At 58.9% G+C, this 25,022-nt stretch carries 15 protein-coding genes, 1 rRNA gene and 1 other annotated feature; of the genes, 14 read left to right on the plus strand and 2 right to left on the minus strand.

Going from position 1 to position 25,022, the window contains the following annotated elements; translation table 11 throughout:
• The 6 genes from atpC (at position 1) to C1711_RS06185 (ending at position 6,305) form a co-directional block, all read left to right on the plus strand.
• Entirely contained in the window at positions 1-399 is a 399-nt protein-coding gene (gene atpC / locus C1711_RS06160; protein ID WP_234346306.1) for an ATP synthase F1 subunit epsilon, read from the plus strand.
• 87 nt (positions 400-486) lie between these two features.
• Positions 487-1,770: a UDP-N-acetylglucosamine 1-carboxyvinyltransferase gene (murA, locus tag C1711_RS06165; protein ID WP_102338256.1), complete on the plus strand. Its 1,284-nt coding sequence runs from the start codon at positions 487-489 to the stop codon at positions 1,768-1,770.
• 14 nt (positions 1,771-1,784) lie between these two features.
• Entirely contained in the window at positions 1,785-2,921 is a 1,137-nt protein-coding gene (locus C1711_RS06170; protein ID WP_102338257.1) for an LCP family protein, read from the plus strand.
• Positions 2,922-3,117: 196 nt separating this feature from the next.
• Positions 3,118-4,365, plus strand: coding sequence for a peptidase T (gene pepT / locus C1711_RS06175; RefSeq protein WP_102338258.1), 1,248 nt, complete (start codon positions 3,118-3,120; stop codon positions 4,363-4,365).
• A gap of 48 nt (positions 4,366-4,413) precedes the next feature.
• On the plus strand, positions 4,414-4,821 hold the full coding sequence (locus C1711_RS06180; protein ID WP_199824855.1) for a metal-dependent transcriptional regulator: 408 nt from the start codon (positions 4,414-4,416) through the stop codon (positions 4,819-4,821).
• Positions 4,822-4,907: 86 nt separating this feature from the next.
• On the plus strand, positions 4,908-6,305 hold the full coding sequence (locus tag C1711_RS06185; protein ID WP_102338612.1) for a phosphohexomutase domain-containing protein: 1,398 nt from the start codon (positions 4,908-4,910) through the stop codon (positions 6,303-6,305).
• Between the two features lie 310 nt (positions 6,306-6,615).
• Here C1711_RS06185 and C1711_RS06190 read toward each other — a convergent pair whose 3' ends face one another.
• Positions 6,616-8,805 carry a M28 family peptidase gene (locus C1711_RS06190; RefSeq protein ID WP_102338259.1) on the minus strand — a complete coding sequence of 730 codons (2,190 nt, stop codon included), beginning with the start codon at positions 8,803-8,805 and terminating at the stop codon, positions 6,616-6,618.
• 349 nt (positions 8,806-9,154) lie between these two features.
• Positions 9,155-10,135, minus strand: coding sequence for a response regulator transcription factor (locus tag C1711_RS06195; RefSeq protein ID WP_102338260.1), 981 nt, complete (start codon positions 10,133-10,135; stop codon positions 9,155-9,157).
• A 460-nt stretch (positions 10,136-10,595) separates the two neighbouring features.
• Between C1711_RS06195 and C1711_RS06200 the strand changes: the two genes are divergently transcribed.
• From C1711_RS06200 to tsaD, 8 genes are all read left to right on the plus strand, one after another.
• Positions 10,596-12,102: ribosomal RNA gene (locus C1711_RS06200) — 16S ribosomal RNA — on the plus strand.
• Between the two features lie 385 nt (positions 12,103-12,487).
• Positions 12,488-12,676, plus strand: a sequence feature (23S ribosomal RNA rRNA prediction is too short).
• Between the two features lie 621 nt (positions 12,677-13,297).
• Complete coding sequence (locus tag C1711_RS06205; protein ID WP_102338261.1) at positions 13,298-17,053, plus strand: prealbumin-like fold domain-containing protein; 3,756 nt, start codon at positions 13,298-13,300, stop codon at positions 17,051-17,053.
• 721 nt (positions 17,054-17,774) lie between these two features.
• Positions 17,775-18,323 carry a holo-ACP synthase gene (locus tag C1711_RS06210; RefSeq protein WP_102338262.1) on the plus strand — a complete coding sequence of 183 codons (549 nt, stop codon included), beginning with the start codon at positions 17,775-17,777 and terminating at the stop codon, positions 18,321-18,323.
• A complete protein-coding gene (locus C1711_RS06215) occupies positions 18,320-19,930 on the plus strand; it encodes an NAD(P)H-hydrate dehydratase (RefSeq protein WP_102338263.1) in 1,611 nt (536 codons plus the stop codon). The genes C1711_RS06210 and C1711_RS06215 overlap by 4 nt, the downstream gene beginning before the upstream one ends.
• 3 nt (positions 19,931-19,933) lie before the next feature.
• Positions 19,934-21,091 carry an alanine racemase gene (gene alr, locus C1711_RS06220; RefSeq protein WP_102338264.1) on the plus strand — a complete coding sequence of 386 codons (1,158 nt, stop codon included), beginning with the start codon at positions 19,934-19,936 and terminating at the stop codon, positions 21,089-21,091.
• A gap of 164 nt (positions 21,092-21,255) precedes the next feature.
• Positions 21,256-21,957: a uracil-DNA glycosylase gene (locus C1711_RS06225; RefSeq protein ID WP_234346308.1), complete on the plus strand. Its 702-nt coding sequence runs from the start codon at positions 21,256-21,258 to the stop codon at positions 21,955-21,957.
• Position 21,958: 1 nt separating this feature from the next.
• The gene (tsaE, locus tag C1711_RS06230) at positions 21,959-22,465 is read left to right on the plus strand and encodes a tRNA (adenosine(37)-N6)-threonylcarbamoyltransferase complex ATPase subunit type 1 TsaE (protein WP_102338265.1); all 507 of its coding nucleotides are present in this window, start codon (positions 21,959-21,961) and stop codon (positions 22,463-22,465) included.
• A 94-nt stretch (positions 22,466-22,559) separates the two neighbouring features.
• Positions 22,560-24,995, plus strand: a complete 2,436-nt coding sequence (tsaD, locus tag C1711_RS06235) for a tRNA (adenosine(37)-N6)-threonylcarbamoyltransferase complex transferase subunit TsaD (protein WP_102338266.1) — start codon at positions 22,560-22,562, stop codon at positions 24,993-24,995.
• The last annotated feature ends 27 nt before the right edge of the window (positions 24,996-25,022 follow it).

The following is a 25,022-nucleotide window of genomic DNA, read 5'->3' on the forward strand; positions in this document are numbered from 1 at the left end:
ATGCCCATGCAGCTTCGCATCGTGTGCCCCGAAAAAAGCGTGTACGACGGTCCGGTCGCGTACGTATCCGTGCCCTCCACGGTGGGCGAGTTCGGCATCTTGCCGCGCCACGCGAGCGAGATCTGCACCATCGAGGCGGGTCGCATTCGCGTGTCCGAGCACAAAATGGGCACGGTCGACCATGTCTTTGCGGTGTCGGACGGGTATGTCCAGGTGGCAAATGACGAGGTCATCGTGCTTGTTGACCGTGCAAAGGATCTCGCTGAGGTCGACGTCGAGGCCATGGAGCAGCGCCTCGCAGGTTTTGAAGACGAGTTGATGAAACTGTCGGCAAATGATGGGCGCCGCGCCTACCTTTATAATGAAATCGCATGGTGCAAGCTGTTGCTTGCTCACTAGGCGCTGTGAATCGCATATTCGCATCGCGTAGAGATTGACATCATGCCCGGGAGCAAACGCTCTCGGGCATTTTTGAAAGGGAAGCGCTTGGATATCATCCGCGTCGAGGGCGGTCATTTGCTCGAGGGCCGCGTTGCCGTTTCGGGCGCGAAGAACTCCGCTCTCAAGCTCATGGCTGCCACGTTGTTGGCTCCTGGCAAAACCACGCTCGAGAACGTGCCGAATATCTCCGACGTGCACGTGATGGGCAAAGTGCTCAAGTACATGGGCGCCACGATTGAGGTGCTCGACGAGCACACCCTGTGCATCGACACCTCGGCGGTGAATTCGTGGGAGGCCCCCTACGAGTTGGTAGCCAAGATGCGCGCTTCTACTGCGGTTATGGGTCCCCTGCTCGGGCGCATGGGCAAGGCGAAGATTGCCATGCCCGGCGGATGCAACTTGGGCGCCCGCAAGATCGACATGCATATCCTCGGCCTTGAGGCGCTGGGCGTCGAGTTCGACACCGATCACGGCTATATTCACGCTGATGCAAGCAAGGGCCTGGTCGGGGCCACCGTGACGCTTGAGTTCGCCAGTGTGGGTGCGACCGAGAACCTCATCATGGCGGCGGTCAAGGCAAAGGGCACCACGGTTATCGATAACGCTGCGCGCGAGCCTGAGATTGTGGACCTCGCCAACATGCTCAACAAGATGGGTGCCCAAATTGCGGGCGCCGGTACTCCGGTTGTGACCATCGAGGGTGTGGATGAGCTGCACCCCGTTACGCATCGCGTGGTGGGGGACCGCATCGAGGCGGGTACGTTCATCGTGGCAGGCGCCCTGATGGCGAGCGATGCCGGCGTCGAGGTTGTGGGATTCAGCCCCATTCACCTGGGCATGGTCATCAAAAAGATGGAAGACATGGGTATTGTCATCGATCGCATCGAAGGCGGCGTGCGCGTTCATCGTGCCGAGCGCATCGAGCCCGTCGATATCCAAACGCTTCCGTTCCCGGGATTCCCCACCGACATGCAGGCGCAGGTCATGGTGCTATCGTCGCTTGCCGACGGCAATTCCATCATCACGGAGAACATTTTCGAAAATCGCTTTATGTTCGCTTCCGAGCTTGTGCGCATGGGCGCCAACATTCGCGTTGAGAGCCATCACGCCATGGTGCACGGCGTAGAGGGGCTTTCAGGCGCACAGGTCACGTCTCCCGATTTGCGCGGTGGCGCTGCCCTCGTGGTCGCCGGTCTCATTGCAGAAGGATATACCGAAGTCTCCGCCATTCACCATATCGACCGCGGTTACGAGCGGTTTGTCGAGAAACTTCGTGCTTTGGGTGCGCAGGTTGAGCGTCTTACCGTGCCCGACTTTATCGACGATTAGGGCAGGTACGTTTTATGAACTCTCGCAAGAAGCCGGTCCAGCAAGCTGGGCGACCCCTTTCCACGGGCGCAAGTAGCCGTATCTACAGCCGTGAGAACATCGCGCGCTATTCCGAGCGCGCTCACCAGCGCCGTCGCAGCCGCATGATTCGTCGCGGCGTTCTGGGCGGCGTGCTCGCCGTGCTGCTCGTGGGCGTCGTCGCGGCGGGTGCCTGGTTCATCCGCATCACGGGCAATCTCACCGGCGGCATCATCAACAGCTCTGTGCTGCAGATTCTCAACGACTCCGACGTTGCGCGCGAGCCGTTCTACATGCTGCTGTTGGGCACCGACGGCCGTCCCGGCGAGACGGAGTACCGTTCCGACTCCATTATTTTGGCCCGCATCGACCCCACGCAAAAGCAGGCGTCGCTGATCTCCATTCCGCGTGATACCAAGGTGGTCTACAAGGGCGAGACCATGAAGATCAACGCCACACATTTCTATGACGGCCCCGAGGGCGTTATTCGCGCGGTGAACGACCTGTGCTTTAACGGCGAGGACAAAATCTCCCATTACGCGGAGATCGACTTCGAGGGCATGGAAAAACTCATCGACGCGGTGGGCGGTATCGACATCAACGCGACTGAGGGCGTAAACGACCCCTCGCATCTTGATATCGTGATCGAGCCCGGCGAGCAGCACATGGATGGTGCGACGGCGCTTACGTATGCACGCGCGCGCTACCAGTACTCCGACGGTGACTACACGCGTATGCGCCATCAGCGCCAGGTGCTCGGAGCGCTTGCGAACAAGATTCTCAACGGCATCGATCCCACGAGTATTATGGGAACGATCGAGTCGGTGTCCGAGATGGTGAGCACCACGCTTTCCGTTCAGGACATCCTGGCGGTCGCTAACGCCATGCGCGGTATGGATGTCAACAGCATGTACGTCGCGAACCTTCCGAGCTGGGCCGGCGAGGACACCTACGTCAACGGTCAGAGCTACGTGTTTGTCGATGAGGCCGAGCTGGCAAAGATGATGGAACGTCTCGATGCCGGCGAGGATCCCCAGGGTCCGCAGACTATGGGAACCGATTCCAGCGGCGACTCGACATTGGGCGACATCTCCGGGACGGCGAGCGAGGACGACGAGAATTCTGAAGAATAGCCCGGACCCTTGCGCACATTACGCGCAAAGCGCGACCGAATGTCGTGCAGACGGGTGTCGTGCAAATAGGTGCCGTGCGGACGAAACGAAGCGCTCGTGGTGATGGTGTTTCGTATGCGCAACGCCCCAAAATCACTTTGACTCATGAGCACCCCTGGCATACGCTGGGGGTGCTTGATTTTTGAAAGGAGCTCCCATGTTTGAATCCCCCGCATCGACCGATGTTCTCGAGCGCTTTCTCCGCTATGTCCAGGTGGACACGCAGTCGGCAGACGAGCACTGCGATCAGGTTCCCTCTTCCGCCATCCAGTTCGATTTGGCCAACATGCTCGCAGACGAGCTGCGTCAAATCGGCGCTCGCGATGTGGCTGTGACGGATCACGCCTACGTGCTCGCGTGGATTCCGGCGAGCGAAGGCTCCGAGGACAAGCCGCGCTTGGGCCTCATCGCGCACATGGACACCACCGAGCAGGCTCCGGGCTTTGGCGTGAAGCCGCACATCGTGAAGTACGAGGGCGGCGACCTGGTGTGTGGCGAGGTTGACGGCAGGGCTATCTCCATGTCGCCGGAGCTGTTCCCCCCGTTGAACGATTTGGTGGGGGAGGACCTCGTGTGCTCCGACGGCACGACGCTCCTCGGTGCCGATGACAAGGCGGGCATTGCCGAGATCATGGCGCTCGCTGCGTATCTCATGGAAAACCCGACGGTTCCCCATCCGGAGGTGGGCATCTGCTTCTGCCCCGACGAGGAGATCGGCCATGGTGCCGAGCTGCTCGACATCGAGGACTTCGGCTGCACCTACGCCTACACCGTGGACGGCGGCGCTTTGGGCGAGCTTGAGTGGGAGTGCTTCAACGCGGCCGAGGCGGTCGTTCGTTTCCAGGGCTTCTCCATCCATCCGGGCGACGCCAAGGATCGCATGGTCAACGCTGGCGAGTTGTTCCACCGCTTCCACGGTCTGCTCCCTGCCGTGCAGCGCCCCGAGTACACCGAGGGCTACGAGGGCTTCTACTATCTCGAGGGCGTAAGCGCCACGGTCGAGCACGCCACGGCGCGCTATATCATCCGCGATCACGACGCCGCTAAGTTCCAGGCCAAGATCGACCATATGCTCTCCGCTGCCGCATACGTAAACGAAGAGCAGGGCATGGAGCGCGTGACTGTTGAGATCAAACAGCAGTATCGCAATATGGCCGAGATTGTTGCCGAGTATCCGCAGCTCATCGAGGAGGCAAAGGCCGCGTACAGTGCGGTGGGCGTCGAGCCGAAGGTGTCTCCCATCCGCGGTGGTACCGATGGCTCGCAGCTCTCGTTCCGTGGCCTACCCTGCCCCAACCTCTCCACGGGCGGCTATGCTTACCATGGTGTGAACGAGTTCATTCCCGTGAGCTCCCTCACGCGCATGGTCGAGGTATTGGTGCAGCTCATGGGCCGTTTCGCCTAAGCTTGACGAGAACGCCTTTTGACCGAAGGCGACGAAGGGAATGCGCGCATGAGTGAAATTGAAGAGACGCTCGACTCGCATCTCACCATGGCACACGAGGATTACCTTGAGGCGATGGTGCGTATCGAAACTGAAGAGGAAATCGGCGAACACGAGGGCATCCGCTCCGTCGATATCGCCCAGCTCCTCGGTGTTTCAAAGCCTTCGGTCAATAAGGCGATCGCCGCGCTCAAGGCCCAGGGCATGGTTGAGCAGTCGCATTATGGTAGGGTCATGCTTACGCCCCGCGGTAGGGCGATTGGCGCTGCCATCTGGCGTCGCCATCGTTTGCTGCGCTCGTTCCTAACTGACGAGCTTGGTGTGGACTTTGAGGTTGCGGATCTCGAGGCGTGCAAGATGGAGCACGCGCTTTCCGAAGACACCATGGATCGCTGGATTGCCTATTTGGAGAAATAGCCTTGTGGCATGTTTTTGAGCGGGGGCATCGGGTATATCAACCCTTGCATGGATAAGTCCGAGCCACCGCAAGGGGTACGATGCGCATGGCCTCGATACTTCATTTTGGAACCGACGGTTGGCGAGCTCGCCTCGACGGCGACTTCACCGACGAGAACGTTATTCGCATAGCTGATGCCGCGGGCGCCTATTGGGCGAGACAATCGGCAGGGGCTATCGTGTACGTGGGGTACGACACACGACAGGATGCCGAACGGTACGCGTGTTTAGCAGGAAGAGTTTTGGCCGGATACGGCTTAGTAGTTAAAGTCTGCGATCGCTACGTTCCCACTCCTGCGCTGTGCTGGACTGTTGGGTGCGACGCTCGCGCCGTCGGCGGCCTTATGGTGACCGGCTCGCACAATCCCAATGACTATCAGGGAATCAAACTGCGCGTGGCCGATGGCGGCATTGGGACAGACGAGTTTTATGATGAGATCGAGCGGTCGATTGAGGCGGACCCGGTTGATTTGCGCGGATCCATTGAGCGCGTGGATTATCTGACACCCTACTTCGATCATTTATACAGCCTTGTTGACACGCAAGCCATTGCCGATGCGGGTCTCAAGATTGTGTACGACCCGCTGTATGGATCGGCGAGCAGCTATTTTGCGAACCTCGCTCGCGCGATGGGGATTGATGCCATCGAAATCCACGGCGAGGAAGATGCTGAGGCAGACAGCACGCATCCCGAGCCCGTTGAGCCGTGGGTGGATGATTGCGAGCGGATGGTCGTTTCGACCGGTGCCGCTGCGGGACTGGTAAACGATGGCGACGGCGACCGCGTTGGAGCCGTTGACGAGCATGGGCGCTTTGTCAGCCCTCAAAAGATCATCGCTCTGCTGTTAGGCCATCTATGCATCAATCGGAACATGAGCGGGCGCGTGGTGCTGACATCGTCGTCCTCGACGCTTACACGCCGCATGGCCGAAAAGCTCGGATGCAAACTGACGATCAAGCCCGTCGGTTTCGGTCATATATATAGTGAAATCCGCAAGGGCGACGTGCTACTGGGCGGTGAAGAGGCGGGCGGGATTGGCGTGCCCGCCTACATGCCCGAACGCGACGGCCTCTTCATGAATTTGCTGTTGTGCGAGTTAATGGCTGTTACCGGGAAGACCCTGGGTGAGCTGGTCGACGATTTGGAGGAGCAGTACGGCCGCTATTACTACATGCGTAGGGATTTGCGCGTCGATGCGGGTGTCGTCGAGATGCTGCGCATGGTGCTGCCCGGTCTGAATCCGCCGGTTGTGGCGGGCCGCGTGCCCGTTGCGGTGAGCCACCGGGATGGCCTTCGTTTGGGATTTGCCGATGATTCGTGGCTTTTGCTCAGACCCTCGGGGACCGAACCGATGGTGCGCATCTACGCTGAGGCGCCTTCCATCGAGTTGCGCGATGAACTGCTGGACGCCGGATCGGATATCGCACGTGGCGCGTTTTCGTAGGCGCGATGCATCGCCGCTTCTGCGCCACTTCACTGCCTGCGTTATTCCATCGCCTGCACAGATTAACGTATTGCCTATGGCGTCCCGCTGTTACCTATGCCCCTGCCTGTGCCCCCTAGCGGTTGCCTATGGTTTTCTCCCTTTTAGACCTCCCAAAACGCAGAAAGTCATAGGTAACGGAGCGTAGCCATAGGCAACGGGGCGCTTGCACAGGCAACGGAACGCTGCCATGGACGGCAGAAAACTGACATAAAAATGGGGTGCGGCCGTAAGCAGCGGCTGCACCCCGTTGGCAACTGTCGGATCGTTGCTAGTTCAACTCATCCAAATCGGCTTTGAGGGTGGAGGCGGACAGGATGTCGGCTACCTGATCGAGCAAGGCGGTATCGCCTTCGAGCGAGCGGGCGAACAGGTCGTCCTCAAATGCAATCATGTCGTTCAGCATGTCGATTTCGGCGGAAAAATCGCTGTCTCCCGCAAGCGCCTTGTCCTCGATGGCGTGATACACGTCAAACGTGTTAACTTGCTCCATGGTCTTGCCGGTTCCCCAGTAGAGGTCGTCGCGCTCAGGATCCAGGGCGGTAATGCCCGTGTACTCGTAAACCTCCTTGGAGAACACCGACGCAAGGTACGTCGTGTCGACATTGAACAGGCTTTCGAGCGCCGCTTCGGCATCGCCCTTCTCCAAGTTGGCGATGGTGTCGTTCAGAGAGTTGAGGTTGAGCTGGATAATGTCGTGCTTATAGGCAACGACATCCCAGATATCGAGCTTGAGCTTGTCCTTCTGGATGATCTTGTAGGTATCGAGAAGCTCTGCGCCGTGTGCCGTGAGGCGTGCAACGAGATCTGAAACGTCCTCTCCGTCTGCGCGCTTCGCACGAACAAGGTCATTTGCCTTGGTTACCAGCTGATAGTGCGCTGCGGAAAGCTCGGCGACGTTGTCGAGGGCGGCAAGATAGGCGTCGGCTACGTCGCCATCCTTGACCATTGAGGGGTCGAACGTCTCTTTGACCTGCTCAACGATAGTGGAGAAGTCCAAGGGCGAGATGGTGCAGCCGTCGAACTCCATGAGCATGCGGAGGTATTGCTCGGAAATCCACGTGAACACCGTTTCGTTCCAGTCGTTCTCCGGGCTCGAGGCGTTCGTGTGATAGCACTTGGTCTTCCAGATGGAATTGCCGGTTTTGCCGGCACAGAAACCAGGGACGCCTGCAATTTCCATGTCGTAGTCCTGCCCCCAGGGGCCGTTTTGGCTGCGGAGCTCAAAACCGTTGACGTATTGGTCGCTCGGCGGCTCAATGCCCTCGAGGCGCGCTTTGAACCAGGAATGAAGCTCGGGCGTCGCGTTGACGATGTACGTGTCGGCGTCGGGACGCACGGAGTCCATCTCCAGATGGCAGATGTTTTGCCCGACCCACTCGGGCTTGCAGGTGTTGATCTGGTTCCAAACACCCGTGCACCAATCGTAGTGGTTGTTGGTTGTGCCGTACTCCTCTGAACCGAATGCGATGAAGATGATGTTGTGGTTAGGCTTGTAGCCGCTGTCGACGAGCGCCTTGGCGATGCCCATCCATACCGCGACGCCCCAAACGTCGTCCATGAATGCATGGAAATAGCCGTCGAAATGGGCACCGGTCGTGATGTTCTGGTCGGTTTCGACCGCGGCGGGAATCATGCCCAGGACGTTGCCGCTTTCACCCTGCTTGTCGATGGTGGCGTCGACGTTGAGTGTCGCGGTGACTTCGCCAGCTTCCATCTGCTTGGCGAGCTTTGCGGCGTCATCCTTCGTGATGCACAGGACGGGGATGCTGTCGCGTGACGCAACGTCGAAGCAGTAGAGCGTATCGGTGCCAACGTTGTAGTTCTCGCCGATCGTCTCCACGATGATCGCCCTGGCGCCAGCGAGCTCGGCTTCGTAGGCGGGGGCCATGAACCAATAGTTGTAGTTGTCGAAATGCGTGATGACGATTTTGCCCGCAACATCTTTATCCACGTAGTTCGCGGCGGTGCCGTCTCCGCAGTCGATGAGTTCAGCGGTAAGGGGGCCGTCGGTTCCGGGGGCGCCGGCAAACGAGGAGAGCGTGTATTGCTCATCGCCGACGGTCATGCCGGCGGAGCGGAATTCCCAGGCGTGAACAGGATAGGTGTCGACCTGTACGCCAAGGCCGATTGCCTCCATCTCCTTGACGATGCGCTCGCGACACTTGTTTTCACCAGTTGAACCGGCGTTCCTAAAGCCCAGCTCACAATCATCGTTGCCAATCATGCTCAAATCGGTGCACAGGTTGTAGACGTAATCGCGGTCGATGCAGTCCAAGGCAGCCTTAAAAGCTTCTTCATCGATGACCGAGGCAGGAGCCGCCGGGGCAGAACCCTGATTGGTCTTGTTTCCACTGCAACCTGCAAGTGCGAGGGAGGCGGCGCCTGCTCCCGCGCCGAGCAGCGCCGCACGCCTGCTCAGGAGGATGCTTGCCTCTGTGCCGTTGATCTTGATGCCCATGACAGGACCCCTTTCAACATGTCGGAATATCCGGCACCTACGTGATGGGGCCAAGATATCCGCAACGAAAGGGGAGGGAAATAGCACGAAAGCGTGATGAAGTGGTTTATTTTTTCTAAACCTCGCTAGCACAAACGTGTTAGAGAGGCTGTTTGTGGGGAGAAGCGAGCTGCTTTCCCAAGTTCGTCGTGCTGCTCGCTGGGCTCGTTGAGCCGTTTTGCGAAGGCATCTGCTCTTTCGCCGTTACCTATGCATTTCTGCACTTTGGAAGACTGATGAGGCAGAAAACCATAGGTAATGGCAAGAGATGACGGGAGGTGCTAGTACATTTGACCTCTCTGGCGTAGTGCTATTTGGGTATGCCGAGCTTTGCGAGGAGTTCGTAGCGCGTATGAACGCCCGCTTTCTTATATATGTTATAGACATGTCGCTTCGCCGTATTTTCCGCGATGTCGAGCTCCGCTGCGATTTGTGTAACGGTTTTGCCTGCAAGCAGCTCGTCAAGCACCTCTTGCTCGCGCGAGGTAAGTCCAAGCTGCTGGATTGCTTCGGCTTGCAAATTCTTCGAAATAGCAGTTTTGTTAGGGGATGCAGCTTCGTCTTGAGCGGTCAGCTCTTTGATGGTTGACGATTTTGCAAGCCTTGCAAGGCACAAGGCAAGAGCGGCGGCGAAGAACAATACGCCGTCAAAGGGCTTGAGCGAACGTATGACGTCAAGACCTGGGACAAGGAAGCTCATGTCCCACAAGAAGACGTAGACGATGTAAAGAGACGTCGCGATGCCGGCAAAAACGGCAGTGGGGGATGGTGCGTAACTGGAGTCATCATCTTGTTTCGTTTGGCCTTTACATATATATAGGGAGACGAGTGCGAACACGCTTACAACTGCAAATACCACCTCATTAACGGAATACAAAATCTGCGGGAGTCCGGGTTGGATCAGGATATTGTGGTTGGAGGAACGGTCAACCCAGAAGAACGAAATAAGGAAGAACCCCAACACATAGCTAATCGCTACGAAGGAGAAGGCCCGAAGGTGCTTAATCTTTGAGCAGAGAATGGCTGCGATGGTACGCAGCGTTAGATAAATAGAGAGAACGTACGTGGTGTCCATGAGGGCGTTGAAAAGCATATTGAGATGCCACGAAATAATATAAAACTCAACGTAGAAATAAAGCAGCTTGACGCTGAGCCGCACAACCATAAGACGTGCGAGATAGAGGGCTGCCTTTTGTTCGCCGTGTAGCAAGCGAAATGAGGTGGCAAAGGCAGAAAATGCCACGAGTTCAAAGATATAGACAAATATGACAATATGCCGGGGCTCAATCATGGGCAATCCGATCTGCTTTATGTAAAAGGCTCTGTGACCTCGCGTTTTGCTGATAAATCTGTACTATATTCTATGAGCTGGGAACGAAAAATGCCTTTGAAATAAAACGAAAACGCCCTGAGTTGTGTAAGAGTCGTGGAGAGCGAGAAAGTCGCCCGGGGGGCGGGCTTTCTCTGGCATTATATCTCCTTGCCGCGCGGCCCCACGGGGACCGCGGCGGGTACCTTGAGAACCGGATACCGCGAAGAGACGGAAGAGAGAGGCAGGCCCATCCGATGGGATGGAGCCAGCAGTCGAATGTATCGAAGAGTCGAGCGTAAGGTCTGATAATCATACGTCAGGCCCCGTTCAATTCACCTTTACTCCAGACTTATTGAAACGCGAAACTGAATCCGATCGGCGATTTATCGCTGGCCGGAACGGGCACACCGTGCCGATTGGGACCCCTCGGGTCCCTCATTGGACGGAGAGTTCGATCCTGGCTCAGGATGAACGCTGGCGGCGCGCCTAACACATGCAAGTCGAACGGCACCCGCCCTCGGGCGGAAGCGAGTGGCGAACGGCTGAGTAACACGTGGAGAACCCGCCCCCTCCTCCGGGATAGCCTCGGGAAACCGAGGGTAATACCGGATGCGCCCGCACGTCCGCATGGACGCGCGGGGAAAGCCCAGACGGGAGGGGATGGCTCCGCGGCCCATCAGGTAGACGGCGGGGTGACGGCCCACCGTGCCGACGACGGGTAGCCGGGTTGAGAGACCGACCGGCCAGATTGGGACTGAGACACGGCCCAGACTCCTACGGGAGGCAGCAGTGGGGAATCTTGCGCAATGGGGGGAACCCTGACGCAGCGACGCCGCGTGCGGGATGGAGGCCTTCGGGTCGTAAACCGCTTTCAGCAGGGATGAGACAAGACGGTACCTGCAGAAGAAGCCCCGGCTAACTACGTGCCAGCAGCCGCGGTAATACGTAGGGGGCGAGCGTTATCCGGATTCATTGGGCGTAAAGAGCGCGTAGGCGGCCGGGAGGGCCGGGGGTCAAATGCGGGGGCTCAACCCCCGCCCGCCCCCGGAACCGCCCGGCTCGGGTCCGGCAGGGGAGGGTGGAACACCCGGTGTAGCGGTGGAATGCGCAGATATCGGGTGGAACACCGGTGGCGAAGGCGGCCCTCTGGGCCGGCACCGACGCTGAGGCGCGAAAGCTGGGGGAGCGAACAGGATTAGATACCCTGGTAGTCCCAGCCGTAAACGATGGACGCTAGGTGTGGGGGGAACCGTCCCCCCGTGCCGAAGCCAACGCATTAAGCGTCCCGCCTGGGGAGTACGGCCGCAAGGCTAAAACTCAAAGGAATTGACGGGGGCCCGCACAAGCAGCGGAGCATGTGGCTTAATTCGAAGCAACGCGAAGAACCTTACCAGGGCTTGACATGACCGTGAGCCCGGGGAGACCCGGGGGCCGGAAGGAGCGGTCACAGGTGGTGCATGGCTGTCGTCAGCTCGTGTCGTGAGATGTTTGGTTAAGTCCAGCAACGAGCGCAACCCCCGCCGCATGTTGCCAGCAGGTGAAGCTGGGCACCCATGCGGGACCGCCGGAGTCAATCCGGAGGAGGGCGGGGACGACGTCAAGTCATCATGCCCCTTATGCCCTGGGCTGCACACGTGCTACAATGGCCGGTACAGCGGGATGCGATGGCGCGAGCCGGAGCGGATCCCACAAAGCCGGCCCCAGTTCGGATCGGGGGCTGCAACCCGCCCCCGTGAAGTCGGAGTTGCTAGTAATCGCGGATCAGCATGCCGCGGTGAATGCGTTCCCGGGCCTTGTACACACCGCCCGTCACACCACCCGAGTCGTCTGCACCCGAAGTCGCCGGCCCAACCGCAAGGGGGGAGGCGCCTAAGGTGTGGAGGGCGAGGGGGGTGAAGTCGTAACAAGGTAGCCGTACGGGAACGTGCGGCTGGATCACCTCCTTTCTAGGGAGCATAAGGCTTTCAGAAGGCAACAGAGAACATATCTCACAAGAAGTTACGGCAGGTGTGCCGATGTTTCAGCGTCCCTCCGAGGTCCCTTCGCGTGTCCGGTCCCCGGGGTCCACCCCGCGTACCTTGAGAGCCGCATAGCGACAGACGGATCTATTTGAAACGATCTGATCGATTCTTCTTTTTGATTGCGAGAACGAAGCAATCTTCCAATCTGCAAAATCTGAAAAGAGTAAGTTGCAACGACAAGACCGCCGCCCGGCCAGTTCCGGGTGACGGTGTGCGACACCCAGACATTTGTTCAAGTTCATGGATACGGCGTCCCGCCGATGGGCGGGAAGATATCCAGGGCGCACGGCGGATGCCTTGGCACATGGAGCCGACGAAGGACGCGGCAAGCTGCGATAATCCCGGGCGAGGGGCACACACCCGCCGACCCCGGGGTCTCCGAATGGGCGAACCCGCCGCCAGCAGTGGCGGCACCCCGAGGGCGAACGCATAGCCCCCGGGGGGACAACCGGGGGAACTGAAACATCTAAGTNCTCCCCTTTTTTGGAGACGGAGCTCGAGGCCCCGGCCCTTATCGGGCCGGGGCCTTTTTCTTCAAGGGTCTTCAACTCTGCGGCGCGCGCAGCGTGGCGCAAAAAACCACCCGCTATGCGGCTAGTTATGATTTATGCCTGAGTATATTTTACAGTTCCTGCATAACATACTTTGCTTTGTTGCTATCATAGGAAATGTCTGTCGCAACGGGTGGTTGAAAGGTCGCTATCGGCCTACAGACCTTTTCTGCCGCTGCTAGAATATGCAGTTTGCAATCATCTTGCGTGACGGTAAGGACGCTAATAAGAACGGGGGTACGGTGTTTTCTGCGCATAAACTCCAAAACAAAATGAATTGTCTGCAGAAGAGGCGAAGGTCCGTGCTTTGTGCGGCACTCTGTGCCATCTTGTTGGGCTGCAGTGCGATGGCGGCGCTCGCCGTTGAGGCTGATGCCGAATCTGGTCAAGAACTGCATTGCGCGGTACCAAATCTAAACGGGGGGGGGGTATCTAATCTCCCTGACCAAGTAAAGATCCTAGCGAGCGCACAGCAGTCTCGAGCTGAGACGTATCCGGGCACCCGGCGACTCCTTACTCCTGACGACCTTCTGAGCGATCACACTGTCCAGGGCATGCAACCGGCAGACGTGACGGTCAACCTCTTCAATTACACCACAACGAAATATCGCGACAATGGGAAGAACGATTTGCTTCCCGGCAACTCTTCGCATGATAACAGCGTATGGGATTTTGGCATCAATAAAAATGCCCTTCTGCTTTTTGGCGATGGCATGATTGAGGCGGGGTATTGGAACCTCGGCTCGGGCGCCGGGCGCCCGTGGGGCAAAATACATACCAATATGAAGGGGATCGTCGAGGCTAAGCTTCAAAATGGCTACCCGATGCTGAATCTTGCAGATGCGCGTCAGAAGCTGCCCGATGCAACGGGAATCCCTAATGACAATTGGGGTACGGGCCAGCGTACGGATATTGCGTACTTGTATGATGCGGAGAAACGGGGTTCTGGAGTTGATGCAGCTCGTTCACTGTCAACGAAGCTTCTAGAAAGCCGTGGGATAACAGTGAATGGCGACACCGTCTCCGGTACATGCGATAAGGCATCGCTCGCTTACCTGTTCGATCCGAATGTTCATGATGAATACAAAGAAACCTATACGGACGTGAAGAATCTCTTCCAGATGAGCGACGATGGCTATTACTACTACGACGCGCGCGAGAACTTTGCCGAGCTTACGACTGACGCCAACGGTGACCATGCCTTCACGCTGTACGACGGCCCCGCTGTTTGGCGCACCGACGGAGGATACGATCCCCAGACCGGCGACTTCAACGGCGAGAAGAGCTTGGGCAACTTCTTCCCGTTTAATAAGGCCAAGGATGTGTTTGATTCCATCCAAACCGCTGATAAAGACGGTAATCCTACCAACATCTTGTCAAGTAGCGAGAGCAAGACCAATGTAAATAACCAGGTCCTCGCCGACCATCACATGGGTATGACCATGACCTGCGATTTCGTCCAGCCCCTGAATGGGCGAATCAACGCGGGAACAGCGGGATTGGTACCCATGACGTTTGAATTCTCCGGTGATGACGACGTGTGGGTGTTCGTCGACGATGTGCTGGTGCTCGACATCGGCGGCATTCACAGCGAGCTCTACGGCACGATCGACTTTTCGACGGGCGATGTCTATGTCGGCCAATCGTGGCGGAATAACGGCGCCATTTCCAACAATACGGGAAAGCAGTCGCAAAAGGGTGACCAGGGCACTGAGGCGATCGATTATACGACGCTCAAGGATCTCTTTACCGCGGCGAACGTGGCAGATGATTTCAACTGGAATGGTAATACCTTTGCCAGCAACAGCTCCCACACGCTCAAGATGTTCTATCTTGAGCGCGGCAATTACGACTCGAGCCTCAAGGTGCGTTTCAACCTCCAGTCCCAGCTCTACCACCAGATCAAGAAGGTCGATCAAAACGGTGCACCGCTCGAAGGCGTCGAGTTCGAGCTATACGACGCAGCATTGTCGACAAGTGATGACCCCTCAGCATTGAGCTGCAGGAATGCAAGTGGCGCAACCGCCGACCATCCGATTTACGTCAAGCAGTCCGGTGCAGATCCCCTAACGACGCTGACCACCGATGAGAACGGCATCGCACAGTTCACCACGGTGGAGGAGGGAAAGGAGCGCCCCTTCAATTTCGCCGACCGTTACGATGGGGCAACCGGAGAAGGCACGTACTATATTCTTAAAGAGGTAACCTCCCTGCCCAGCTACCGCAGCCTCCCGACGGATATCGTGCTTGAGTACAACCCCGATACCTCGATGCTCATCGTGGCAAATCGTTGGATAACGGGTTCGTATGCTAGCTTTACGAGTACGATCACCGGCAACCAGAACATCTCGTACGGAAGGATCGAGGATACGGGCGAGGTTTCCCCCACGGACGACGTCGTACAGGCTAACTATCAAAAGGATGGCCTCGTCGTCGCAATTCCCGCCATGCGCCAGGATGATGGATCGCTGATCGCTCTTTATGGCGACAACTTGAGCGGCTTCCGTGCATGCAGGCCGGGTGACCGTGCGAAAGTCTTTTCCGCCGCCGAGCTCCGCAAGGCCGCACTGAAGGCGGCGCTGTATCAAATGGCGAATGCGCAGACGGATGAACTTGTTCCCGCGTGGTATCTGTCATGGAACGATACGAATGGGCGTCTTGAGGGAACACTATCCGACCTTCCCGGCCGAGCAGATCGCTACGAACTCATGAACAGCGAAAACGCGGATATGCGCATGGTGTATGCCGTGATTACCCCTTCGGCACTTCAAAAGCTCGGAGTTGACGGTGCGAATGCCGCGGAACGCTATGAGGGCTTGGGGAACGTGTTGCAAAGCAAGATCGCGGATGGCGCAGATGTCGATAGCGTCGTTGATGATGCGGCCGACGAGATTCTCTCGACCGCTGATGATGCGACTGCAAATAACATGGCGTTCAGCTTCCTGAACGTCGGAACGTTCCAAAGAACGTTCCGCTCGTTGATTTACGTTCCCAATGAGCAGCGTGAGCTGCGTGTGCAGAAAATCAGCGAGGATGGCGTGCTGCTGAACGGCGCGGAATTCTCCCTCTTCAAAACTGAGGCGGACGCAAAAGCCGGTACCGATCCAGTTGCTTCTGGCACCACGGCCCGCGTTGGCGACGAAGATGGCGTGCTGGTTTTCAGCCCGCATCCCACAACAGGAGAGGTCGGAGGCCCCGTTGCCGGCTACGCGCAGATGATCTGGCCGAATACCGGCGAATGGCTCTATCTCAAGGAGACGAAGAGCCCTTCGGGTTATAGGATAAACGATACGATTGTTCCCGTGGTGGTGGGCAGATACTCAATTTATGCCGATGCGGGTTCCGAACAGGACGGCATCACTGTTATGGCGGGTGTGGGCAAGCTCACGCAGACGATGGTCAAATACGCAAGCGATGGCGAGGTCAACATCACGCTGCAAGATATCTCGGCCTATTGCCAGCAGCAGGATTCTGGCGCGTTTGACATGGACGGCTGGAAGGATTCCACGCTTGAGGGCACGTCCGTCAAGCGCTCGATGAACCTGCACTATGGCATGAACGCACTGGTGGATTACGGTCGTCACGATAGCGAGGGCGGAGCCAATACCAAGCCGTTCTTCATTGCGGACACGGGCTTTATTCGAGCTCGCGTTGAGCAGAATCTCTCTGATATCGACGACACGCACCAGATGGATCAGCGCGAAGACCTCAAAGACAGCGATATCACAAGTCTGTTTTCGCTGCTCAACACAGTGGTTGTGGCAGATGCCCCACATCGCGCGAGCAATACGGGAAGGCTTGCCATAAGCAAAAAGGTTGTGGGCGGCAATTTGGAAGATGAAGACTATACAAGGAACTTCTCCTTCGAGATCGCACTAACCGACGCGCAGGGCAAGCCTCTGGGTGGCGAGTACAACTACATCGCAACAGATAAAGCCGGTCAAATAAAGAACGGCGACACGCTGTTGCTGCATCACGATGAGGGCGTTGTTATACTGGGGCTGCCGGTGGGTACGCATTATGTCGTCAAAGAGAAGGGCGAAGAGGGATGGTTTACGTCGCCGACGTCGCGCACCTTCGAGGGAGTGATTGAAAAGAACCAGACTATCGAGACTTCGTTTGAGAACAGTAGGAACAGGCTGCCAGATAAACCTGTCGATCCAGATGATCCCAACAACCCAGGTGATCATGAAGGCGGCAAAAGGCCTTCGGATAATCTACCCGGTACGGGCGGTTTGATGGGATGGACGTCGGCTGCGCTGTTTGCCGCTGGATTGCTTTGCATCGGCGCACACGCGCTCCATAAGAAAGAGATCGACCGATAGCTTCGCCACCTAAGGCGTGGGATGAGATAAAACTCTTTCCTTGGAAAGGGCCTCCGCTTTCAGGTGAGAAGCGGAGGCCCTCATGTATAGAGGTTTTCATCGAAGATGCTTCCAGCTGGTAGCGACTCTGGCGTTATATCTCCTTGCCGCGCGGCCCCACGGGGGCCCGGGCGGGTACCTTGAGAACCGGCTCGAGTCCCGCCTCGGCAAGCGTGAGGGCGGCAAAGAGGACGGCACAGCCCGCACCCTCCGCGACGGGGCGCCACATCGCATCCATGCGGTGCCGCACGCCGACGCGACGCGATACAGGTCGAGGAGGTCCGCCGCCGAAGTCGCTGTGCGGCCCCCAGGGCACGAGAGGTCTCGAGATCCCGGGTGGACGGCTCCCTTTCGCTTTATATGCGAGGGAGCCTTTGCCAATGTGGAGCCGACATCTATTCAATGCTTTTTCTCGTCTCATTGAATTTGATTGCTGGGGCACCTGTTCGACAGGTGCCTTTTTTGTTAGAAATTGAAATTAGTTATTCGTTGCAAATTCATGCCTCTATGTGCAATAGCCGTCTATTCGCACTGCTTGTTTTCTTTTGATTCGTATTCTTTTTTCTTTTAATCCTGGTACGTGCATGTTGTGAGCCTTGCGTTTCTCATGCGTGCCGCCTCATCCACAAGTTCTATGGATACAATAGGAACGTTGTATGCGTGCGCTCAGGAGGGGGTGTATATGGCAGAAGCTGGAATTGGCGTCGATCTGGTTGAGATTGCCCAGATGGAGCGCATTATGCGCGTGACCCCTGCATTCATCCCTCGCATGTTCACCGAGGAAGAGCGGGCATATTGTGACGCGGCCGCTCGTCCTGCGGCGCACTATGCGTGTCGGTTTGCCGCACGTGAGGCGGTTCTTAAATCCCTGGGTACGGGCTTTGGACAGAATGGTGTTGGTCGTTGTGACGTTTCGGTTTCCCGTGACGCCAATGGACGTCCCATTGCTGTTTTGAGTGGTGGCGCACTATGCGTTGCGCAGGAGCTCGGGGTGCTCGAGGTCGCCATTTCCCTTTCGTTTACCGGGGAGCTTGCCGTTGCCAACGCGATGGCGATTACCGCCGATGCTCGGCCAAAGCCCAAAGAGGACAAGCTTACTGAGCGTCAGCGTATTGCGCAATCCTTTAAAGAGGCTCGCTCCGTACTTGACGAATTAGAGCGCGTACAGGAGAGCGAACTGCTGGAAACCACAGGTGAATCTCCCATTACGGAAGAGAGGAACGCGGAATGAAGCCGGTCTTAAGCACTGAGGAAGTCATTCGACTCGAGGATCTCATCGAGAAGGCTGGCACATCAAAAGCGCAGCTCATGGAGTTTGCCGGCGAGTTTGCCGCCGCAACGGTTGAAGGCTTTAAGCCCAAGCATGTTGTGGTGTTGACTGGTTTTGGAAACAACGGAGGTGACGGCTGGGTTGCGGCCGATATCCTCCAGCACAAGGGCATCTCCGTTGACGTGGTGACGCCTCTTGAGCCGGATGAGATCAAAAGCCCCATCGCTCGTCATGTTGCGCGTCGCACTGCCGGTCGCGATGTCAACATTGTGGTGGGTCCGTCGCGCGATGAGCTCATTGAGCTGTTGGGCAAGGCGGATGTAGTGCTCGATGCTATTTTGGGAACAGGTTTTTCCGGTGCGGTTCGCCCGCCGTTCTCCATTTGGATTCCCACGCTCAACGAGCTTGAGATGAACGTCGTTTCGGTTGATGTGCCCTCAGGCTTGGACGCCGAGACGGGCGAGGCGCAGGGCCCGTGCGTGCGCGCCACGAAGACCGCGACCATGTTGGCTCCCAAGATCGGTCTATACAGTGCCGACGGCCCTGAGTACGCGGGCGACGTCGTGTGCGGCAAACTGTATGACAAACTTGACGAGGTCATCGATGACGTCGACCATGCGGCCGATGTGGTCGACGCGGCTGACCTGCTCGACTACCTGCCCGTTATTCCGGCCAACGCACACAAGTACAGCCGTGGCTCCGTGCTCGTGGTGGCGGGTTCCGCGCGGTATCCCGGGGCCGCGATGATGGCCGCCAAGGCCGCTTTGCGTGCAGGTGCCGGGTATGTCACGGTTGCCACGCCCGATGCCTGCGCCAACCTCATCCGCATGGCGCTGCCGAGCGTTCCCGTGGTGGGGGTGCCGTCCGATACGCGTGGCTCCTTTGGCTCTGCGGCGAGCAGCGCCGTATGTGATTTGGCTAAGAAATACGATTGCGTGCTGTGCGGTCCGGGCATGACGACCGCATCCGGATGCATGCAGGTGGTAACGGACCTGCTTGCCATGGACGACGTCCCGCTGGTGCTCGACGCCGACGCGCTGAACTGCATGAGCCGTTTGGCGATTGGCGGCATCGACCAGACGCCCGAGCTCTACCGTCGTGATGCGCCGCTCATCTTGACGCCACACAACAAGGAACTCTCCCGTTTGGCCAACGATGTGCGCGTGGATGACCTGGGTACCGCCATCTCTGCAGCTCAGCGCTTGGTGTGGGCCGCTGGCTCGGAAGACATGGTGGTGGTGGCCAAGGGCCCCTCAACGGCGATTGTGGGCGTTGAGAAAGTGCTGCTGCCCATGAGCGGGCCCGTCTCGCTTGCCACGGCCGGTTCGGGAGACGTGCTCTCGGGCATCATGGCGGCAAATGTGGCAACGAGCCATGGCGAGGTCGATCGCTGGGAGATGCTTTGCGCATACGCGGTGGCTGTCCATTCCTATACGGGCTATGCCGCGGCAGCCGAAATGGGCGAGTACAGCGTGATTGCGACCGATCTGATCGACCAGATTGGCACTGCGATGGGGCTCGTTGAGGCCGAAGCATGCAAGGCGTTTGATTTGGAAGCGGGGGAGTAGGTTATGCAAACGTTGAGCGAACCCCCCACACGCTGGTCGTGGGTTGAGATTGACACCGGCGTGCTGCGCCGCAATACGCGCGCGTTTAAGAGTCTGATTGGCTCGCGTCAGCGTTTGTGCTGCGTGGTGAAGGCGGACGCCTACGGACACGGAGCCGCGGCCTGCGCCAAGATCATGCACGCGGCGGGTGCGGATATGTTTGCTGTCGCTACGGTGCTCGAGGGCGCTGCCCTGCGCGCTTCGGGTGTCAAGCTCCCCATTTTGCTGCTGAGTGAGCCGCCGGTCACGGCTATCGATATGCTTCTTGAAAACGATATCATGCCGTCTGTCTATACGCCTGAGTTTGCTTGGGCGTACGGCGAACGCGCCGCGGCATTGGGACGCGTGGGCAAGTACCACATGGCCATCAACACCGGCATGAACCGTATTGGCGTGCATTATGCGGATGCTGCCGAGTTCCGTCGGAGCGTGGATTTTCACATGGGCTTGGAGTGTGACGGAACGTTCACGCATTTTGCGACGGCCGATGAACCCACGGGCTGGGATCATCAGCTGCAGTGCAAGCGCTTTACCGAGGCGATTGATAACCTGCGTGCGGAGGGCTTCGATCCGGGCATCGTGCATTGCGACAACACGCCGGGTTCCATCCTCAACAAGAACATGCACTTTGACATGATTCGCGCAGGTATTGGCTTATATGGCCTGCAGCCGTGCGAGCGGACGAGGAGTGTGCTTCCGCTTGAGCCGGTCATGAGCGTGCGTGCTCGTGTGACGAACACGATGTATCCCGCGATGGGCGAGGGCGTTGGCTACGGTTTTACATTCCGCGTGCCCCGCTCTCGCATGGAGATCTGCACGCTGCCCATTGGCTACGCCGACGGTTTGCCGCGCATCCTCTCCAACCGTATGGAAGTGCTTTTTGACGGTCAGCGCATTCAGCAGGTGGGTAACATCTGCATGGATCAGTTCATGGTGGCCATTGGGTCGACGTCGTTCCGCCCGGTGCCGGTCCGTGAGGCGGAGATCGGCGATTTGATGACCGTGGTGGGTCGCGATGGCGATGCCGAGATCACCCTCGATGAGCTGGCGGCGAAGTGCGGAACGATCAACTACGAGCTGGCATGTGGGTTTGGCATGCGCTTGGAGAAGATTTACGTGTAGCGCGAGGACGGTGTGCGGTCTCGGCACTGCAAAGGACGCGGTGCGGGCTCGTGCGATGGGCGCTGCGAGGCATGCGGCACGGAGCTGTACGGCGCGTGTTACGGAGGACACAGCCTGACGCTGCGCGATGGATGTTTCGAACGATTGTGACGTGGAGGGAAGCCATGGGCGTTATGCATATCCCCGGGCATGAGGGGCAAAAGCCGCGCGAGGTCTCGCTTAAGGAAATTCGCGCCGTATTGGGCGATTGCCGCCTGTGCCAGTTGTGCCAAACGCGTACTAACATCGTGTTTGGCGTGGGCAATCCGCATGCGCGCGTCATGTTTGTGGGCGAGGCACCGGGCAGGAACGAGGATCTGCAGGGCGAGCCCTTCGTGGGGCGTGCGGGTGAGAACCTCAACGGCATTTTGTCGCTTGCGGGCCTGCGCCGCGAGGACATCTACATCGCCAACGTGCTCAAATGCCGCCCTCCCGGAAACCGCAACCCCGCCGCTGACGAAGTGCTTGCCTGCTCGCCGTTTTTGCGCGAGCAGATCCGCAGCGTGTGGCCGGAGATTATCGTGACGCTGGGCAACCCTGCCTCGCATTTTGTGCTCAAAACCGAGGTCGGCATTACGAGGTTGCGCGGCAGGTTCCATCAGATGGGACACTTCACGGTGATGCCCACGTTCCACCCTGCCGCCGCGCTGCGCAATCCGGCGTGGCAGGAGCTGCTCGAGGCGGACTTCCGCATGCTGGGACAGTATCTGGCGGAGCATCCGGCGAGCGATGGTGTGGCCGGTGCTGGTGCGGCTGGCGCCGTTGGCACGACCGGGTTCGGGGCTGCCGGGGTCGGGTCCGATGCGCTGCCGCGGGCGGTTGAATAACATGGCACTGAAACGCTTGGATCGTCGTTGCTACGCGAGCTCGTGCGTGGAGGACACCATAACCTTCGGCGAACTCGTTGCCGAGTTTGCAGCCGAGGGTGACGTCCTGGTGCTCACAGGCGGCCTCGGTGTGGGAAAAACGCACTTCACCAAGGGTCTTTCGGCGGGTCTCGGCGACGCGCATCCCGTGACGAGCCCAACCTTCGCCCTTATGGCGGTGCATGATGAGGGGCGGATTCCGCTTTTCCACTTCGATCTGTATCGCTTGGAACACGCGTATGAGCTCGAGGATACCGGCATTTACGACGTACTGGGGTATGAGGGTGTATGCGTGCTCGAATGGGGCGAGCAGTTCCAGGACGAGCTGACCGACGAGTATTTGGGCGTGGTTATCACGCGCGTGGACGACGATCCGGATGCGCGTGAGATTGCGCTTGAGTCCCATGGTCGCCGCGCGGATCTATTGGCGGAGGCTATCGACCAGGCCTGTGCGGAGATAACGGCCTAGGGTTTACGTTGATTTTGGACCTCGCGAGAGCGCTCCGAGCATTTCCTTTGGCCAGTTCTATGAAAGATGCTGTTCAGAACAGTGGAGAATCACGATGAAGCTTGATCAGTTCCGAACCTTGATTGTGGCGATTGACACCTCGACGGACATGCTTGCGTGCACCGCGGCATGGTGGATTCCCGAGGTCTTTTTTGACGATACGCCTTCGCGTGCCTGCGTGGAGGTGCTGGCGAGCCGTGACCATCTATGCCGTCGGCAAGCCAACGTGGAACTGGTCGAGACCGTTCAGGGCGTGCTCGCGGATGCGGGTATGCGCATGGAGGACGTCGGCGGCTTTTTGGTCGGTCGCGGTCCAGGCTCGTTCACGGGCGTGCGCATTGGCATTTCCACGGCAAAGGGCCTGGCACGGGGCGCGAATGTCCCGTTGATGGGTGCCTCAACGCTCGATGCGTGTGCATGGACCGCCTGGGGCGCAGGCACGCGCGGTCTGCTGGGTGTCGCGGCGGATGCCATGCGCGGTGAGGTCTACCCCGCGCTGTATGCTTTGGATGATGTCGGCGCGCATCGTATGTTCGAGCGCGAGCGCGTGGTGAAGGCCGCGGTTGCGGTGGAGGAATGGGCCGCCCGCTCCGATGCGTCCGAGTTGCAGCTTACGGGCGACGGCCTGGTGCGTTACGGCAAGCTGTTCGAGGAAGCGGGGCTCATGGGCCGTGCGCTTGACCCTGAGCTGTGGCGCCCCACGGGCGAGGGGCTGCTGCTCGCTGCTGCCGATCCCGAGGCGTACAACCGTATTGAGAGCGGGGATCCGGCGCTGGTGCTGCCCATCTACACGCGTCTGTCCGACGCCGAGGAAAATGAACGCAAGCGCTTGGGTTTGGCCGAGAGCGTGAACACTGCGGTAACGGGCGTTGCCGAAGAGCTGGCCGGACGTCACCTGCAGTTCCGCCCGATGGCTGCGGCTGATGCCGAGCCCATGGCCGCGCTCGAGGAGCGTGTGTTCGCGGACGCAGGGCACGAGGCCTGGAATGCGTCGATGTTCCTGTCTGAGCTTTTCTCCGATGCCGCCGCTGCTCGCTCATGGTGGGTGGCGCACGACAATGGCGAGCTCATTGGATATGCGGGCGGCATGGTGGTCGACCGCGACATCGAGATCCTCAACATGGCGGTTGCGCCCGAGCACAGGCGTGCGGGCATTGCGCGCAAGCTGCTGTCGCATGTGAGCTACGATGCCCAGATGCTCGGCTGCACGAGTGCCTCGCTCGAGGTGGAGGATGGCAATACGGCGGCGATCGCGCTGTACCAGAGCCTGGGCTTTACCGAGGTGGGACGTCGTCGTGGCTACTACGGTCCCGGATGCGATGCCTTGGTGATGCAGGCGTCGTTGCCGTTGGTGCTGCCGGTTGACCCAGCGTCGCCCGAGCCTACGGCGGCAGTGCAGCGCGAATGGCCGCTGCCCGAGCCGGAGCGCACTCCCGAGGAGAGCGCGGAGCTCAAGCGCCGTCAGCTCATCCTGGCCATTGAGAGCTCGTGTGACGAGACGGCGGTTGCCATCGTGGACGCTGAGGGCAACCTGCTGGCAAACCAGGTTTCCACGCAGATCGATTTCCACGCTCGTTTTGGCGGCGTGGTACCCGAGATCGCCTCACGCAAGCATGTCGAGGTCATTGTGGGTGTGGTGGATGCCGCACTTGAGGAGGCCGCGACGTCGCTGGGCCTGGCGGGCGGGGCCGTTGCGCCTGCTGAACTCGCTGCCGTGGGCGTGACCTATGGTCCCGGTTTGGTGGGCGCACTCGTGGTGGGCGTGGCGTTTGCCAAGGGTTTTGCCGCTTCGGCGGGTCTGCCGCTCATTGCGGTCAACCATCTTGAAGGGCATCTCTTTGCCAACAAGCTCACGACGCCCGATTTGGAGCCGCCGTTCATTTTCACGCTGGTTTCCGGTGGTCATACCATGCTCGTGCATGTGCGCGCCTGGGGTAATTACGAGGTGCTCGGCGAGACGCTCGACGATGCAGTGGGCGAGGCATTTGACAAGGTGGCCAAGGCTCTGGGCCTGGGCTATCCCGGCGGCCCGATCATCTCTCGTTTGGCTGAAGACGGCAACCCCTGTGCGATCGACTTCCCGCGTGCTCTGAACAGCCGCGGCGATTATCGTTTCTCGCTTTCGGGGCTCAAGACCGCCGTGACGCTCTACATTGAGCAGGAAACCAAGGCGGGCCGTACGATCAACCTGCCCGACCTGGCAGCTTCGTTTGAAGCGGCCGTTTTCGATGTGCAGTACAAGAAGGCGAAAAACGCCCTGCGTGAGACCGGTGCGCGCGAGTATTGTATCGGCGGCGGCGTGACGGCCAATCCGCATCTGCGGCGGATGATGATCGAGAAGTTGGGGCGCCAGGGCATCCGCGTGACGGTGCCGCCGCTCAAGGCGTGCACGGACAATGCGGCGATGATCGCAGTTGTGGCACGCGAGAAGTTCTTGCGCGGCGAGTTTGCCCCTCTGGACATCGACGCCGATCCGAATCTGACGTTGTGATGCGCGTTGGAACGCCCGACGCTGCGA

The organism is Collinsella provencensis (assembly GCF_900199705.1).
Lineage (GTDB): Bacteria > Actinomycetota > Coriobacteriia > Coriobacteriales > Coriobacteriaceae > Collinsella > Collinsella provencensis.

Excerpts from the sequence above, each read along its gene's own strand:
- atpC (WP_234346306.1), top strand. The coding sequence starts at position 1 with ATGCCCATGCAGCTTCGCATCGTGTGCCCCGAAAAAAGCGTGTACGAC.
- C1711_RS06170 (WP_102338257.1), top strand. The coding sequence starts at position 1,785 with ATGAACTCTCGCAAGAAGCCGGTCCAGCAAGCTGGGCGACCCCTTTCC.
- pepT (WP_102338258.1), top strand. The coding sequence starts at position 3,118 with ATGTTTGAATCCCCCGCATCGACCGATGTTCTCGAGCGCTTTCTCCGC.
- C1711_RS06180 (WP_199824855.1), top strand. The coding sequence starts at position 4,414 with ATGAGTGAAATTGAAGAGACGCTCGACTCGCATCTCACCATGGCACAC.
- C1711_RS06185 (WP_102338612.1), top strand. The coding sequence starts at position 4,908 with ATGGCCTCGATACTTCATTTTGGAACCGACGGTTGGCGAGCTCGCCTC.
- C1711_RS06190 (WP_102338259.1), bottom strand. The coding sequence starts at position 8,805 with ATGGGCATCAAGATCAACGGCACAGAGGCAAGCATCCTCCTGAGCAGG.
- C1711_RS06195 (WP_102338260.1), bottom strand. The coding sequence starts at position 10,135 with ATGATTGAGCCCCGGCATATTGTCATATTTGTCTATATCTTTGAACTC.
- C1711_RS06210 (WP_102338262.1), top strand. The coding sequence starts at position 17,775 with ATGGCAGAAGCTGGAATTGGCGTCGATCTGGTTGAGATTGCCCAGATG.
- C1711_RS06215 (WP_102338263.1), top strand. The coding sequence starts at position 18,320 with ATGAAGCCGGTCTTAAGCACTGAGGAAGTCATTCGACTCGAGGATCTC.
- alr (WP_102338264.1), top strand. The coding sequence starts at position 19,934 with ATGCAAACGTTGAGCGAACCCCCCACACGCTGGTCGTGGGTTGAGATT.
- C1711_RS06225 (WP_234346308.1), top strand. The coding sequence starts at position 21,256 with ATGGGCGTTATGCATATCCCCGGGCATGAGGGGCAAAAGCCGCGCGAG.
- tsaE (WP_102338265.1), top strand. The coding sequence starts at position 21,959 with ATGGCACTGAAACGCTTGGATCGTCGTTGCTACGCGAGCTCGTGCGTG.
- tsaD (WP_102338266.1), top strand. The coding sequence starts at position 22,560 with ATGAAGCTTGATCAGTTCCGAACCTTGATTGTGGCGATTGACACCTCG.